The 13234-nt window shown below is 69.6% G+C and carries 12 protein-coding genes; 6 read left to right on the plus strand and 6 right to left on the minus strand.

Features of this window, described 5'->3' with window-relative positions; all coding sequences use genetic code 11:
* From secF to DJ021_RS15075, 4 genes are all read left to right on the plus strand, one after another.
* On the plus strand, window positions 1-1005 hold the full coding sequence (secF, locus tag DJ021_RS15060) for a protein translocase subunit SecF (RefSeq protein WP_111458326.1): 1005 nt from the start codon (window positions 1-3) through the stop codon (window positions 1003-1005).
* 12 nt (window positions 1006-1017) lie between these two features.
* Entirely contained in the window at window positions 1018-1377 is a 360-nt protein-coding gene (locus DJ021_RS15065) for an Mth938-like domain-containing protein (protein ID WP_111458327.1), read from the plus strand.
* Window positions 1378-1466: 89 nt separating this feature from the next.
* Window positions 1467-2072, plus strand: a complete 606-nt coding sequence (locus DJ021_RS15070; protein WP_111458328.1) for a urate hydroxylase PuuD — start codon at window positions 1467-1469, stop codon at window positions 2070-2072.
* A gap of 62 nt (window positions 2073-2134) precedes the next feature.
* Window positions 2135-2821: a squalene/phytoene synthase family protein gene (locus tag DJ021_RS15075; RefSeq protein WP_133255037.1), complete on the plus strand. Its 687-nt coding sequence runs from the start codon at window positions 2135-2137 to the stop codon at window positions 2819-2821.
* 18 nt (window positions 2822-2839) lie between these two features.
* Here the strand turns inward: DJ021_RS15075 and trmFO are convergent, their stop codons facing one another.
* Window positions 2840-4243 carry a methylenetetrahydrofolate--tRNA-(uracil(54)-C(5))-methyltransferase (FADH(2)-oxidizing) TrmFO gene (gene trmFO / locus DJ021_RS15080; protein ID WP_111458330.1) on the minus strand — a complete coding sequence of 468 codons (1404 nt, stop codon included), beginning with the start codon at window positions 4241-4243 and terminating at the stop codon, window positions 2840-2842.
* Window positions 4244-4372: 129 nt separating this feature from the next.
* On the opposite strand from trmFO, the gene DJ021_RS15085 reads away from it, so the two are divergent.
* The gene (locus tag DJ021_RS15085; protein ID WP_133255038.1) at window positions 4373-5260 is read left to right on the plus strand and encodes a hypothetical protein; all 888 of its coding nucleotides are present in this window, start codon (window positions 4373-4375) and stop codon (window positions 5258-5260) included.
* Window positions 5261-5289: 29 nt separating this feature from the next.
* On the plus strand, window positions 5290-6126 hold the full coding sequence (locus DJ021_RS15090; RefSeq protein WP_111458332.1) for a hypothetical protein: 837 nt from the start codon (window positions 5290-5292) through the stop codon (window positions 6124-6126).
* Here the strand turns inward: DJ021_RS15090 and DJ021_RS15095 are convergent.
* From DJ021_RS15095 to DJ021_RS15115, 5 genes are all read right to left on the minus strand, one after another.
* Window positions 6123-6734 (minus strand): glutathione S-transferase family protein, encoded by a 612-nt coding sequence (locus DJ021_RS15095; RefSeq protein WP_111458333.1) that lies wholly within the window; start codon window positions 6732-6734, stop codon window positions 6123-6125. The genes DJ021_RS15090 and DJ021_RS15095 overlap by 4 nt on opposite strands.
* A gap of 63 nt (window positions 6735-6797) precedes the next feature.
* Window positions 6798-9695: an excinuclease ABC subunit UvrA gene (uvrA, locus tag DJ021_RS15100; protein ID WP_111458334.1), complete on the minus strand. Its 2898-nt coding sequence runs from the start codon at window positions 9693-9695 to the stop codon at window positions 6798-6800.
* Between the two features lie 161 nt (window positions 9696-9856).
* A complete protein-coding gene (locus DJ021_RS15105; RefSeq protein WP_111458335.1) occupies window positions 9857-11845 on the minus strand; it encodes an OPT family oligopeptide transporter in 1989 nt (662 codons plus the stop codon).
* Window positions 11846-11941: 96 nt separating this feature from the next.
* Window positions 11942-12670 (minus strand): 2OG-Fe(II) oxygenase, encoded by a 729-nt coding sequence (locus tag DJ021_RS15110; RefSeq protein WP_111458336.1) that lies wholly within the window; start codon window positions 12668-12670, stop codon window positions 11942-11944.
* A gap of 107 nt (window positions 12671-12777) precedes the next feature.
* The gene (locus tag DJ021_RS15115; RefSeq protein ID WP_111458337.1) at window positions 12778-13227 is read right to left on the minus strand and encodes a flagellar basal body protein; all 450 of its coding nucleotides are present in this window, start codon (window positions 13225-13227) and stop codon (window positions 12778-12780) included.
* Window positions 13228-13234: the final 7 nt, after the last annotated feature.

Genomic DNA, 13234 nt, shown 5'->3' on the forward strand with positions numbered 1-13234 from the left:
GTGAAATACTGGCCCCTGATCAAGGTTCTGCCCGTCCGGACCCACTTCCGGTTCGTGCGGCTCGCGCGCCTCGCCGCCGTGATCTCCATCCTCGCGGTGATCGGCTCGCTGGCGCTGACCCTCTTTCCGTTCAAGCCGCCCTGCGGCGGCCTGGCCTGCGGCATCGACTTCAAGGGCGGCACGGTGATGGAGATCTCCACCGCCCCGAACGCCGTGGACCTCGGCCGCATCCGCGGCGCCCTGTCGTCGATGAAACTCGGCGACGTGCAGGTTCAAGGCTTCGGCGCTCCGTCGTCCGCCATGCTGCTCTTCCAGACCCCCAGCGGGGCCGACGGCAGCGCCACTGTCAAGGCGGTGCAGGCCAAGATCTCCGAGACGGTCGGGACCGTGCGGTTCGTGCGGACCGACCTCGTCGGACCCAAGGTCTCCAGCGAACTGCTCACCTCCGGGGTGATGGCGCTGGGCCTCGCGATCCTGCTGATGATGGTCTACATCTGGTTCCGGTTCGAATTGCAGTTCGGGCTCGGGGCCGTGGCGGCCCTGTTCCACGACGTCTTCCTGACGTTCGGCCTGATCGCGCTCTCCGGCAAACTGGCCGAGGTCACGGGCGGTCTCATCCGACCGATCGAGTTCGACCTGCCGGCTGTGGCCGCCATTCTCACCATCATCGGCTATTCGATGAACGACACCGTCGTGGTCTTCGACCGCTTCCGCGAGAACCTGCGCAAGTACAAGCGCCTGCCGCTGAACGAGATCATCGACATGTCGATCAACGAGATGCTGACCCGGACCATCATCACCAGCATGACCGCCGTCCTGGCGCTGGTCGCCCTGGCGGTGTTCGGCGGGCCCTCGCTCTACGGCCTGTCGGTGATCATGCTGTTCGGCATCGTCATCGGCACCTATTCCTCGATCTACATCGCCGCCCCGGTGATCCTGCTGTGGGGCGTCAAGCGGGGCGAGGAAGAGGCCGAGCCGCTGAAGCCCGCGCGCGTGCGGCCCTAGTCCGAGGCGCGCATGGCCCGCAACGCGCCATCCATCGACGCCTACGGGGAGGGCGGTTTCCGGCTGGATGGCGCGCGGTGGGAAGGCTCGCTGCTGATCGTGGCCGACGCGGCGCGACCGTGGCCGGTGACCTCGCTCGCCGAGCTGACGCCCGAGAGCCTGGAGCCAGTCTTCGGCGCCGGTCGCGCGGATGTGGAATTCCTGCTGCTGGGCCTGGGTCCGCGCAACGCCCTGCCGCCGCGGGCGATCCGCGAGGCGCTGCAGCGCGCCGGCATCGGCCTGGAGTTCATGGACACGCCGGCCGCCGCGCGCATCTACAACGTGCTGACCGCCGAGGGTCGACGGCTGGCGGCGGCGCTGATCGCCGTCTGATCCCGCCCTCACGGCCGGGTGTATGCTTTCCGCCTGCGACGAAACGACCTATACCTGAGCCTCAGGGTAGGGAATCGTGAGGGCTTCTGATGGCTGGACTTCTTTCCAATCTCCGCAACACGCTGATCGTCAGCTTCATCTTGGCGCTGGTGATCATCGCCGGCTACCGGATGCACTACGGGTCGTTCGACGCGATCTTCTGGCAGGCAGTGTTCCGCTGGCTGCACGTGCTGGCCGGCATCCTCTGGATCGGCCTGCTGTACTACTTCAACTTCGTCCAGATCCGGAAAATGCCGGAGATCCCGGCCGAGCTGAAGCCGGCGGTATCGAAGTACATCGCGCCTGAAGCGCTGTTCTGGTTCCGCTGGGCCGCGCTGGTCACCTGGGTGATGGGCGTGATCCTGGCCCTGGACCGCGGCTACCTGGTGCAGGCGATCACCCTGGGCTTCGCCGAGACGCCGCATTCGCCCGGCCACGCCTTCATCGGCATGGGCATGTGGCTGGCGACGATCATGTTCATCAACGTCTGGGCCTTCATCTGGCCGGCGCAGAAGATCGCGCTCGGCATCGTCGAGGGCGACGCCGCGGCCAAGGCGGCCGCCGGCCGCAAGGCCATGCTGTTCTCGCGCATCAACACCCTGCTGTCGGTGCCGATGCTGGCCACCATGACCATGAACCAGACCATCTTCGGCTGACCGTCGAAGCAGACTAGGATCGGAAGGCCCGCCGCACCGGCGGGCCTTTTGCTTTGGCGGTGATGAGCGACGCTCCTTCAGACCTCGACGCCCTGGTGCGCAGGGTCGATCCCGACCGCTGGCTCTCCAGCCGGTTCATCGGCGATGCGCAGGCGCGCGCCGACGTGGTCGTGCTCTACGCCTACGATCACGAGCTCGCCCGGGCGCCGAAGGTGGCGTCGAACGCCCTGCTGGGCGAGATCCGGCTGACCTGGTGGGCTGAGGTGCTGGCCGAGATCTTCGAACACCGCCCGGTGCGCCACCATCCCACCGCCCAGGCGCTGGCCGAACTGGTCGCGCGGCGGAGCCTTCCGCGGCCGCCGCTGGAGGCGATGATCGACGCCCGTTACCGGGAGCTGGACCCGGCCCCGATGAACGAGGCCGAAGGGCTGGACTGGGCGCGCGACACCGGCGGGCGGACGGCCGAACTGGCCGCCACCGTCCTCGATCCCGCCGCCGACGCCCAGCTGGCGCTGGCCGGCGGCTCGGCCTGGGCGCTGGCGCGGCGGCTGCCCGACGCCCCGGACCTGCAGCCGGCCTTCGAACGCGTGTTGGAGGCCGCCCGCAGCGCCTCGCGCTCGCTGAGCGTCGCGGCCTTCCCGGCGGTGGCGCACGCCACCTTCGCCGCCGACCGCGCCCGCGGCGTGCAGCGCCCGGAGCTGACCAGCCGTCTGCGTTTGATCGCGGCGGTGGCCAGGGGCCGGATCTAGAGGGCCGGATCTGAGCGGCTACTCGGCGGCCGCCAGCGCCATGGCGCCGGCCAGCCAGGCGTCGAGGTCGCGCAGGGCGCGTTCGCCCATCAGCCGCTTCTTGGCCCGGCCGCGCTCCTTGTGCGGCAGCCGCTTGCCGTCCTCGCCGTGCTTGGGCGGCTCCAACGGCGGCAGCAGGCCGTAGTTGATGTTCATCGGCTGGAACGAGCCCTTGCCGGCCTCGATATGGCCGCCGGTGATGTGCCCGACCAGTGCGCCCAGCGCCGTGGTGGGCGGCGGCGCGACGGCGGGGCGGCCCAGGCGCTCGGCGGCGGCGAAACGGCCGGCCAGCAGGCCCACGGCGGCGCTCTCCACATAGCCTTCCACGCCCGTCACCTGGCCGGCGAACCGCAGGCGCGGATCGACCTTCAGCCGCAGCGAGCCGTCCAGCAGTCGCGGGCTGTTCAGGAAGGTGTTGCGGTGCAGGCCGCCGAGGCGCGCGAACACCGCCTTCTCCAGGCCTGGGATGGTGCGGAAGATGTCGGCCTGAGCCGCGTGCTTCAGCTTGGTCTGGAAACCGACCATGTTCCACAGGGTGCCCAGCGCATTGTCCTGGCGCAGCTGGACGACGGCCCAGGCCTTTTCCTGCGGATTGTGCTCGTTGGTCAGGCCGACCGGCTTCATCGGCCCGTGCCGCAGCGTCTCGCGCCCGCGTTCGGCCATCACCTCGATGGGCAGGCAGCCGTCGAAGTAGGGGACGTGCTCCCAGTCCTTGAACTCGGACTTCGGGCCGGCCAGCAGAGCGTCGATGAAGGCGTCGTACTGCGCCTTGTCCATCGGGCAGTTGATGTAGGCGGCGGCGTCGCCCCCGGGGCCTTCCTTGTCGTAGCGCGACTGGCGCCACGCCACGTCCATGTCGATCGACTCCAGGTGCACGATCGGCGCGATGGCGTCGAAGAACGAGAGTTCGCCTTCGCCGGTCAGGCCGAGGATGGCGTCGGAAAGCGCCGGCGAGGTGAGGGGGCCGGTGGCGACCACCACGCTGTCCCAGTCGGCGGGCGGCAGGCCGGCGACCTCCTCGCGGGCGATGGTGACCAGGGGGTGGGCCTCGAGCCGCGCGGTGACGGCGCCGGCGAAGCCGTCACGGTCGACCGCCAGCGCGCCCCCGGCCGGCACCTGGTGGGCGTCTCCGCAGGCCAGGATGATCGAGCCCAGCCGACGCATCTCCGCGTGCAGCAGGCCCACGGCATTGCCGGTCCAGTCGTCGGCGCGGAAGGAGTTGGAGCAGACCAGTTCGGCGAGCCGGTCGGTCTGGTGGGCGTCGGTGCCGCGCACTGGCCGCATCTCGTGCAGCACCACGGGCACGCCGGCCTCGGCGATCTGCCAGGCGGCCTCAGACCCGGCGAGTCCGCCGCCGATTACATGCACAGGAAGTGTCGTCATCCGTTGCTAACTAGCAACGATCGAACAGGATCGCGAGCGGGGCCTTGCACCACCCTCGGCGGGCGATCACGTTGCAGCCAAAGGGGTGGCCGACTCGTTCCGATGGACGTGTCGATCCTAGGGACGAGAATGAACCAGTTTTCGGCGAGTGAAGCCGCCTTGGAAGGCTTCCGCCTGACCCGGGAACGACCCGGCACGATTTTGGCCTGGGGTGGGGTCTATTTCCTCGGCATCATGATCATGGCCGCGGTGATGGCGGTGGGCCTCGGCCCGCAGTTCATCGACTTCGTGAAGAAGGGCGGGCTGGAATCCGGCGACGCCGAGGCCTTCGGGTCGCTGCTCGCCCAGTCGTGGCCGGCGTTCCTGGTGGTGCTGCTGGTGGCCGTGGTGCTGCTGTCGATCCTGACGTCAGGCATCTACCGCCTGGTGCTGCGACCGCAGGAGGTGGGATTCGCGCACCTGCGGCTCGGACGCGACGAGGTGCGGCTGGCGGCGGTGAACCTGCTGCTGTTCGGCATCGGCATGGTCTGCCTGTTCGTGGTCGAGCTGGTGACCGCCGCGGCAGCCCAGCACGGTGGCCCGGGCGTCGCGGCCATTGCGGCCCTCGCGGTGGCCGCCCCGACCATCTGGATCGGCGTGCGGCTGTCCATGGTCACGCCGATGAGCTTCGCGGCGCACAGGATCACCATCGGCCCGGCGTGGCAGCTGACCCGCGGCCGCTTCTGGCCGCTGTTCGGCATGATCGTCCTGGCGGTGATCTTCTACATCATGATCTGGATGCTGATCACGGTGATCGGCTACGTCATCGTGACCCTGGCCGGCGGCCAGCAGGCGATCGCCGACATGAGCCATCCGGCGCCCGGCGCGGTGATCGCCTTCATCGCCAGCCTGATCATCCAGCTGCTCCTGCCGATCCTGCAGGTGGTGATGATCTACGCGCCGTTCGCCGTCGCCTACCAGCAGCTGCACGGCGACCAGCCGGCGAATCCGTTGAGGGCGCACGCGCAGAGCAGCTAAGCTCGGCCCGGGTCTGTTCGGGGTTTCCCATGAGTGAGTTTTCCGCCAGCGATGCGGCGCTGGAAGGCTTCAACGTCATCCGGCGGCACTGGCGCGTGGTCGCCGGCTGGGCGGCGTTCAACCTGCTGGCGCTGGTGGCCATGGTGGTGATCACCGTGGTGATCGTGCTGATGCTGGTGGCTTCGACCGGATCCGGCCAGGGGCAGGCGCCGGGCGACCTGAGCGCGGTGGTCGGCGGCGTGGTGGCGGTGCTCGGCGCGGCGCTGACCGAAGTGGTGATCGCGGCGGGCCTGTTCCGGCTGATGCTGCGCCCCGACGAGCCGGCCTTCCTGTTCCTGCGGCTGGGCCGCGACGAGATTCGGTTGCTGGCCGTATGGGCGCTCGGTATCGCCGCGCTCGGCCTGCTGGTCGCCCTGTCGGTGGCGCTTGGGGAGGCCGCCGATCGGCTGTTTCCGGCCGCGCGCATCCTACCCGGCCTGGCGGTCGCCGTGGTGGCGATCTGGCTGGGGCTGCGGTTCTGCCTGGCGGTGCCGATCAGCTTCGCCGAGCGCCGGATCGACTTCGCGCGGTCGTGGCGGCTGACCCGCGGCCACGCCTGGGGGCTGCTGGGCATGAGCCTGCTGGCGGCCTGCCTGCTGGCGCTGGTCAGCATCGTCTGGTGGCTGGCCGTCTTCATGCTGACCGGCGCGCTGACCGGATTCCACGACTTCGCCAGCCTCGCGGGCGCGGACGCGCTGGAGACCCACCCCGGCCGCTACCTGCTGCAGCTGGCGGCGCAGATGCTGTTCGCGCCCGTGCTGTGGGTGCTCAGCCAGGCCCCGCTGGCCGCCGCCTACCAGGCGCTGTCCGCCCCCGCCGACACCTAGGCGGTCGCGCTGGGGCGGGCCGACACCCGGGCGTGCCAGGCCTTCAGGTTGTCGAACCCATCCTCCAGCGGCAGGCCGATCCAGTCGGCGAAGTCGATCGTGGAGAGCAGGCAGATATCGGCCATGCTGTAGGCCTCGCCGGCTAGGAACGGCCGGTCGGCCAGCTCGCGGTCCAGCCACTTCTGGGCGCCCTGATAGGTGGCCTTGTTGGACTCCCCGAAGTCCTTGAACTGGGTCAGCAGGGCGGCGGTGCGCGGGTGCGCATGGCGCCAGAAGTTGCCCACCGGCATCATCACCGTGAACTCCACCCGGCGCACCCACATGTCGACGGTGGCCTTCTCCACCGGCGTTTTGCCGAATAGCGCGGGCTCCGGATGGATCTCCTCGAAGTAACGGCAGATGGCCACGGTTTCGGAGATGCAGGTCCCGTCGTCGAGCTCCAGCGTGGGGATTTGGCCCATGGAATTCTTGGCGCGGAATTCCGGCGACTTATGCTCGCGCTTCATCATGTCGATCTTCGTCTCCCGAAGATCGACGCCCTTCTCGGCCAGGAAGATCCGCACCCGCCGCGGGTTCGGGGCAGGGTTGGGCGCGCCGTAGAGAATCATCGCCTGGCTCCAATCGCTTCAAAGAATGAAGCCAGGCTATTTCAAACGGCCGTTTGAGGGAAGTCAGGCGCGCGCGAGCTTCTTGCGCGCGCCGCGGCGCTGGCCGTGCCGCTCCAGCAGTTCGGCGAGGTAGCGGCCGGTCCAGCTCTTGGAGTTGGCGGCCACCTGCTCGGGACTGCCGAAGGCCACGATCTCGCCGCCGCCATCGCCGCCCTCGGGGCCGAAGTCGAGCAGCCAGTCGGCGGTCTTCACCACGTCGAGGTTGTGCTCGATGACCACCACGGTGTTGCCCTGGTCGACCAGCTCGTGCAGCACCTCGAGCAGCTTCTTGACGTCCTCGAAGTGCAGGCCGGTGGTCGGCTCGTCGAGGATGTAGAGGGTCTTGCCGGTGGCGCGGCGCGACAGCTCCTTGGACAGCTTCACCCGCTGGGCCTCGCCGCCGGACAGGGTGGTGGCCTGCTGCCCGACCTTCACATAGCCCAGGCCGACGCGCTTCAGGGTCTCCATCTTCTCGCGGATCGGCGGTACGGCCTTAAAGAAGTCGGCCGCCTCTTCCACCGTCATATCAAGCACATCGGCGATGTTCTTACCTTTGAACATGACCTCCAGCGTCTCGCGGTTGTAGCGATGGCCGTGGCAGACGTCGCAGGTGACGTAGACGTCCGGCAGGAAGTGCATCTCGATCTTGATCAGCCCGTCGCCCTGGCAGGCCTCGCAGCGGCCGCCCTTGACGTTGAAGCTGAACCGGCCGGGGCCGTAGCCGCGGGACTTGGATTCCGGCAGGCCCGCGAACCAGTCGCGGATCGGTTGGAAGGCGCCGGTGTAGGTGGCCGGATTCGACCGCGGCGTGCGGCCGATCGGCGACTGGTCGATGTCGATGACCTTGTCGAACAGCTCCAGCCCCTCGATCCGCTCGTGCGGGGCGGGCGCGTCGGAGGCGTTGTGCAGCCGCCGCGCGGCGGCCTTGTAGAGGGTCTCGATGGTGAAGGTCGACTTGCCGCCGCCCGACACCCCGGTGATGCAGGTGAAGGTCCCCATCGGGATCTCGCCGGTGACGTTCTTCAGGTTGTTGCCGGTGGCGCCGATCACCCGCAGCATCTTCTTCTTCGAGAACGGCCGGCGGTCTTCCGGCACCTCAATCTCGCGGGCGCCGGAGAGGTACTGGCCGGTCAGGCTCCTGGGCTCGGCCATGATGTCGGCCGGCGTGCCCTGGGCGATGATCTCGCCGCCGTGGACGCCCGCCGCCGGACCCATGTCGATGACATGGTCGGCGGTCATGATCGCCTCCTCGTCGTGCTCGACGACGAGGACCGAGTTGCCGAGGTCGCGCAGGCCCTTGAGGCTGGTCAGCAGGCGGGTGTTGTCGCGCTGGTGCAGGCCGATGGACGGCTCGTCGAGCACATAGAGCACCCCGGTCAGGCCCGAGCCGATCTGGCTGGCCAGGCGGATGCGCTGGCTCTCGCCGCCCGACAGGGTGCCGGAGCCGCGCGACAGGTTCAGGTAGTCGAGGCCGACGTTGACCAGGAACCGCAGCCGGTCGGTGATCTCCTTCAGGATCCGCCGGGCGATCTCCATCTGCTTGGCGGTCAGCTGGCCGTCCAGCGCCTCGAACCATTCGCGGGCGTGGCGGATGGAGAGGTTGGAGACCTCGCCCACATGCTTGCCGGCGATCTTCACCGCCAGGGCCTCAGGCTTCAGGCGGTAGCCGTCGCAGGCCTCGCACGGCGTCTCCGACTGGTAGCGGCCGAGCTCCTCGCGCACCCAGGAGGAGTCCGTCTCGCGCCACCGGCGCTCGAGGTTCGGCAGCACGCCTTCGAAGGTCTTGTTGACCTCGTACTTGCGGGCGTTGTCGTCGTAGATGAAGCGGATCTTCTCGGTCCCGGAGCCGTGCAGGATCACCTGCCTGGCCTGGTCGTCGAGCTTCCAGAACGGCACGTCCATCGAGAAGCCGTAGTGCCGCGCCAGCGCCTGCAGGGTCTGGGTGTAGAGCGGCGACGGCCCCTTGGCCCACGGCGCGATGGCGCCCTTGTGCAGGCTGCGGTCCTTGTCCGGCACGACGCGGTCGGCGTCGAACTTCAGCTTCGCGCCCAGGCCGTCGCAGACCGGGCAGGCGCCGTAGGGGTTGTTGAACGAGAACAGCCGCGGCTCGATCTCGCTGATGGTGAAGCCGGAGACCGGGCAGGCGAACTTCTCGGAGAACAGCAGGCGCTTGGGCTCTTCCTCGCCCGGCTCCTTGTCGGCCCACTCGGCCACGGCGATGCCGTCGGCGAGCTTGAGCGCGGTCTCCAGGCTGTCGGCGTAGCGGCTCTCGAGGCCGGCCTTGGTCACCAGCCGGTCCACCACCACGTCGATGTCGTGCTTGAACTTCTTGTCGAGGACCGGGGCGTCCTCGATCGGATAGAACTCGCCGTCGATCTTCAGCCGCTGGAAGCCGGCCTTCTGCCACTCGGCGATCTCCTTGCGGTACTCGCCCTTGCGGCCGCGCACCACGGGGGCCAGCAGGTAGAGCCGCTCGCCCTCGGCGATGGCGGAGAGCTTGTCGACCATCTGGCTGACGGTCTGGCTCTCGATCGGCAGCCCGGTGGCCGGCGAATAGGGCACCCCGACGCGCGCCCACAGAAGGCGCATGTAGTCGTGGATCTCGGTCACCGTGCCGACGGTGGAGCGCGGATTGCGACTGGTGGTCTTCTGCTCGATGGAGATGGCCGGCGACAGGCCCTCGATGAGGTCCACGTCGGGCTTGCTCATCAGCTCCAGGAACTGGCGCGCATAGGCCGACAGGCTCTCGACGTAGCGGCGCTGGCCCTCGGCGTAGATGGTGTCGAAGGCGAGCGAGCTCTTGCCCGAGCCCGACAGCCCGGTGAGCACCACCAGCTCGCCGCGCGGGATGTCCACGTTGACGTCCTTGAGGTTGTGCTCACGTGCGCCGCGCACGCGGATCTGGTTGTGCTGGTCGGCCATCTTGTCCCGGAAACGACTCTCGCCCGCGGAAGGTCCAGCGGGTCGCGGCTAATGTAGTTCTCCGAGTCACGGATAACACGGGAACGCAACAGGAACAAACCGGCCGCGACGGCGCGTCGCGGCGCTGCTGACACAACGGTGGCAGCAGCCGCCGGGGGAACTCAGGCCTTGGCGGCCTGCCGGGCGGTCCAGAGATAGAGCGAAACCGCCACCAGGCCGTAGACCGTGATGGCCAGGAGCTTGGCCGGGCCGAAGTCCTCCGGGACCAGGGCCAGCGGCGCGCTCTTGCCGGAGGCCACGATGAGGCCGGCGTGGGCGACGTTGAGCAGGCTGTCGCCGACGATGTAGCCGGAGACCAGCAGCACGCCGAGCCGCTTGGCGGCCTCGCCGTTGGGCCGTTTGGCGACCGACCGGTCGTAGAACCAGCCCGCGAAGGCGCCGATGATCACCGGCACGGTGACGCTGGACGGCAGGTAGATGGCCAGCGCAGCGCCCAGCGGCGGCAGGCTGCGGCGGCCGGTGCGGCGCAGCAGCTCGTCGACCACCACCAGGGCTGCGCCGAGCAGGGCGCCGATGCCGATCAATCCCCAGGGCAGGTTTCCGCCGACCACGCCGGCGGCGATGGTCGAGATCAGCGTCGCCTGCGGCGCGGCGAGCGGGGTCGCGGAGATGGCGTGGGCGTTGGCCCCGGCGAAGCCGTAGGCCTTGTTCAGCAGGTTGAGCACCACCGGGATCACCGCCGAGCCGGCGATCACCCCGATCACCAGGGCGACCTGCTGGCGCCAGGGCGTGGCGTCGACCAGCTGGCCGGTCTTGAGGTCCTGCAGGTTGTCGTTGGCGCTGACCGCCACAGCGATCAGCACGCTGGTGACCAGGAGGGCGAAGGCGATCAGCGGCTTGACGTCGCCGCCGTGCAGGATCGGCATGCCGATGGCGGCGATCAGTAGGGCCGCGCCGAGCACCGACAGGATCGCCATGCCGGACACCGGGCTGTTCGACGAGCCGATCAGCCCGGCCATGTAGCCGCACACCGCCGCCACCGCGAAGCCCGCGACCACGATGTAGGCCAGCGCCGCGATGGTCAGCGGCAGGGCCAAGGGCGCCAGGGGGCCACCGGAGACGAAGTTGGCCAGCAGGACGGCGATCGGGACCAGGCAGATCAGGGAGATCACCGCCATCACGCCGATCGGGATGTCCTGTTCGGTGCGGCCGAGCTCGGCGCCTTCGCCGGCCGTGCGGCGGCGCTGGGCGGCGATGGCGCTGGCGATGCCGGTCCACAGCGGGACGGCGAGCTTGGCGAGCGTCCAGATGGCCGCCACGCCGATGGCGCCGGCCCCGATGAAGCGCACCTGGTGGCTCCAGACGCCCTGCGCCACGTCGGCCGCGGCGCCGGCGGCGGGCGCCATGGCGGTGAGCACCGGCACGGCGACGCCCCAGGTGACCGCCAGGCCCACCAGCATAGCCGCGCCGACCGCGACCCCCATCAGGTGCCCCGCGCCGAACAGCGCCATCGACATCTGCGCGCCCAGCCCTGTTGCGCCGCCGTTGGAGGTGCGGAAATAGCCGCCGACCTCGCCCGCGAAGACCCGCGACGCGGCGATGGCGGCATAGGCGGCGGAGGCGATCGCGCCGACGGAGATGGTGAGCAAACCGAGCCGGCTGTCGGTCTCCGACTCGGCGGTGTCGCCGCGGGCGCCGGAGCCCACCGTGAGCACCTGGGCGGCGGCGACGCCTTCCGGATAGGGCAGGTTCGACTGGGTGACCAGGGCCCGGCGCAGCGGGATGGTGTACATCACCCCGAGGATGCCGCCGGCGGCGCAGATGCCGAAGGTGGTCCAGAACGGAAAGCCGCTCCAGGCGCCGATCATCACCAGGCCGGGCAGCACGAAGACCACCGAGGCCATGGCGCCGGCCGCCGAGGCGACGGTCTGGACGATGTTGTTCTCGACGATGGTCGAATTGCGGAAGGCCCGCAGCAGGGCCATCGAGATCACCGCGGCGGGGATCGAGGTGGCGAAGGTCAGCGCCACCTTCAGACCCAGGTAGACGTTGGCGGCGGTGAAGGCGAAGGTGATCAGCACCCCCAGCACCACGCCGCGGACCGTGAGCTCAACCCGTGACGCTTCGCGCCCTACCGCAATCGTCGTCATGCGAACATCCGCCTCCACGCCCGCCTCTCGGGCGGTTCGCTCCTGTTAGAGCCGGATGCGGGCGCGGGCTCAAGTGAAGCCGCGCGATGGAGCGGCTCAGGCCGCGTCGTGGAAGATGACGCCCAGCGTGTGGCGCAGGCCCGCGCGGAGCCGACTGACGCCATGGCGAAGGTTGACGCGGTAGACGCCGCGGGCGCCGGCGATGGGCCGGTGACTGACCGGGAAGATCACCGCATCGCCTTGCCGCAGCGGCGCGACCTCGACCCGGGACTGCATGCGCGGCCGCTGCTCGGTCAGCACGAACTCGCCGCCTTCGAAGTCGCGGCCGGGCTCGGAGAGCAGGATCGCCACCTGCAGCGGGAAGACGTGCTCGCCGTAGAGATCCTGGTGCAGGCAGTTGTAGTCGCCCACGCCGTACCGCAGCAGCAGGGGCGTCGGCCGGGCCTGGCCGGCGGCGTGGCAGCGGGCGAGGAAGTCGCCGTGCGTCTCGGGATAGCGGACCGGCAATCCCAGCTCGCCGTTCCAGCGGTTGGCGATCTGCGCCAGCGGCGGATAGAGCGCGGTCCGCAGTTCGGCCACCGGGTCGGGCAGGGGATAGGCGAAATAGCGGTACTCGCCGCGCCCGAAGCCATGGCGGCCCATGACTACGGTGCTGCGGAACCGCGCGGGCTCGTCGTACCAGTTCGCGACGGCGCCGCAGGCCGCCTCCGGCAGCAACTGCGGAAGGATCGCGCAGCCGTGCGCGTCCAGCTCCCGGGCGATGTCGGCCCAGGAGAGGCCGGCGATCCGGTCGGACAGGTCGGGCGAGAGCAGGGCGGCGTCCATGCGCCTTCAGATCGGCCAGACCGCCGCGGCCTTCAATCCGGCATCCGCAACACAGGTCCGGAAGCCGCCACCGCCCCCCGTCGTCTGCGCGACAGGGGCGGCGCGATCTACGCCCGGCGGTTCAGGGTGATGGCGGTGGCGGCCGTGGCGGAGGAGACCGGGGGCATGGCGGTCGGGCCGTAGCCGGACTTCCGCTCGCGCTGGGAGGCGACCTCCTCGGCGATGGCGCGGACCAGGCCCTCGGTGACCGTCTTGGCGGCCATCAGGGCGCGACCCTGGCGGGCGAGGACGGCGTCGAAGGCCTCGGTGGCCCGGACCAGCCGCTGGCGCTGCGCGGGCGGCGCGGCGGAGACCAGGGTGGTGTTGTTGCGGATCCGCACGGATTCGTGGCGGTAGACGTTGGCGAGGCGCGACGTCTCCTCGATGTAGACCGCCGCGTCCTGCGGGCGGCGCTGCTCGAACGCCTGCGCCTCGAGCGCGATCAGCTCGGTCAGGCGCTCGGTCAGCAGGATCATCTGGTCGACGCGATCGGTGGCGTCGTTGGCGGCGATGGCCATGGCGTTA

Origin of the sequence: Phenylobacterium hankyongense (genome assembly GCF_003254505.1) — a bacterium.
GTDB lineage: Bacteria > Pseudomonadota > Alphaproteobacteria > Caulobacterales > Caulobacteraceae > Phenylobacterium > Phenylobacterium hankyongense.

What these genes read in the sequence shown, in the direction of transcription:
- DJ021_RS15065 (WP_111458327.1), top strand. Translation starts at nt 1,018, where the DNA reads ATGGCCCGCAACGCGCCATCCATCGACGCCTACGGGGAGGGCGGTTTC.
- DJ021_RS15070 (WP_111458328.1), top strand. Translation starts at nt 1,467, where the DNA reads ATGGCTGGACTTCTTTCCAATCTCCGCAACACGCTGATCGTCAGCTTC.
- DJ021_RS15075 (WP_133255037.1), top strand. Translation starts at nt 2,135, where the DNA reads ATGAGCGACGCTCCTTCAGACCTCGACGCCCTGGTGCGCAGGGTCGAT.
- trmFO (WP_111458330.1), bottom strand. Translation starts at nt 4,243, where the DNA reads ATGACGACACTTCCTGTGCATGTAATCGGCGGCGGACTCGCCGGGTCT.
- DJ021_RS15085 (WP_133255038.1), top strand. Translation starts at nt 4,373, where the DNA reads ATGAACCAGTTTTCGGCGAGTGAAGCCGCCTTGGAAGGCTTCCGCCTG.
- DJ021_RS15090 (WP_111458332.1), top strand. Translation starts at nt 5,290, where the DNA reads ATGAGTGAGTTTTCCGCCAGCGATGCGGCGCTGGAAGGCTTCAACGTC.
- DJ021_RS15095 (WP_111458333.1), bottom strand. Translation starts at nt 6,734, where the DNA reads ATGATTCTCTACGGCGCGCCCAACCCTGCCCCGAACCCGCGGCGGGTG.
- uvrA (WP_111458334.1), bottom strand. Translation starts at nt 9,695, where the DNA reads ATGGCCGACCAGCACAACCAGATCCGCGTGCGCGGCGCACGTGAGCAC.
- DJ021_RS15105 (WP_111458335.1), bottom strand. Translation starts at nt 11,845, where the DNA reads ATGACGACGATTGCGGTAGGGCGCGAAGCGTCACGGGTTGAGCTCACG.
- DJ021_RS15110 (WP_111458336.1), bottom strand. Translation starts at nt 12,670, where the DNA reads ATGGACGCCGCCCTGCTCTCGCCCGACCTGTCCGACCGGATCGCCGGC.
- DJ021_RS15115 (WP_111458337.1), bottom strand. Translation starts at nt 13,227, where the DNA reads ATGGCCATCGCCGCCAACGACGCCACCGATCGCGTCGACCAGATGATC.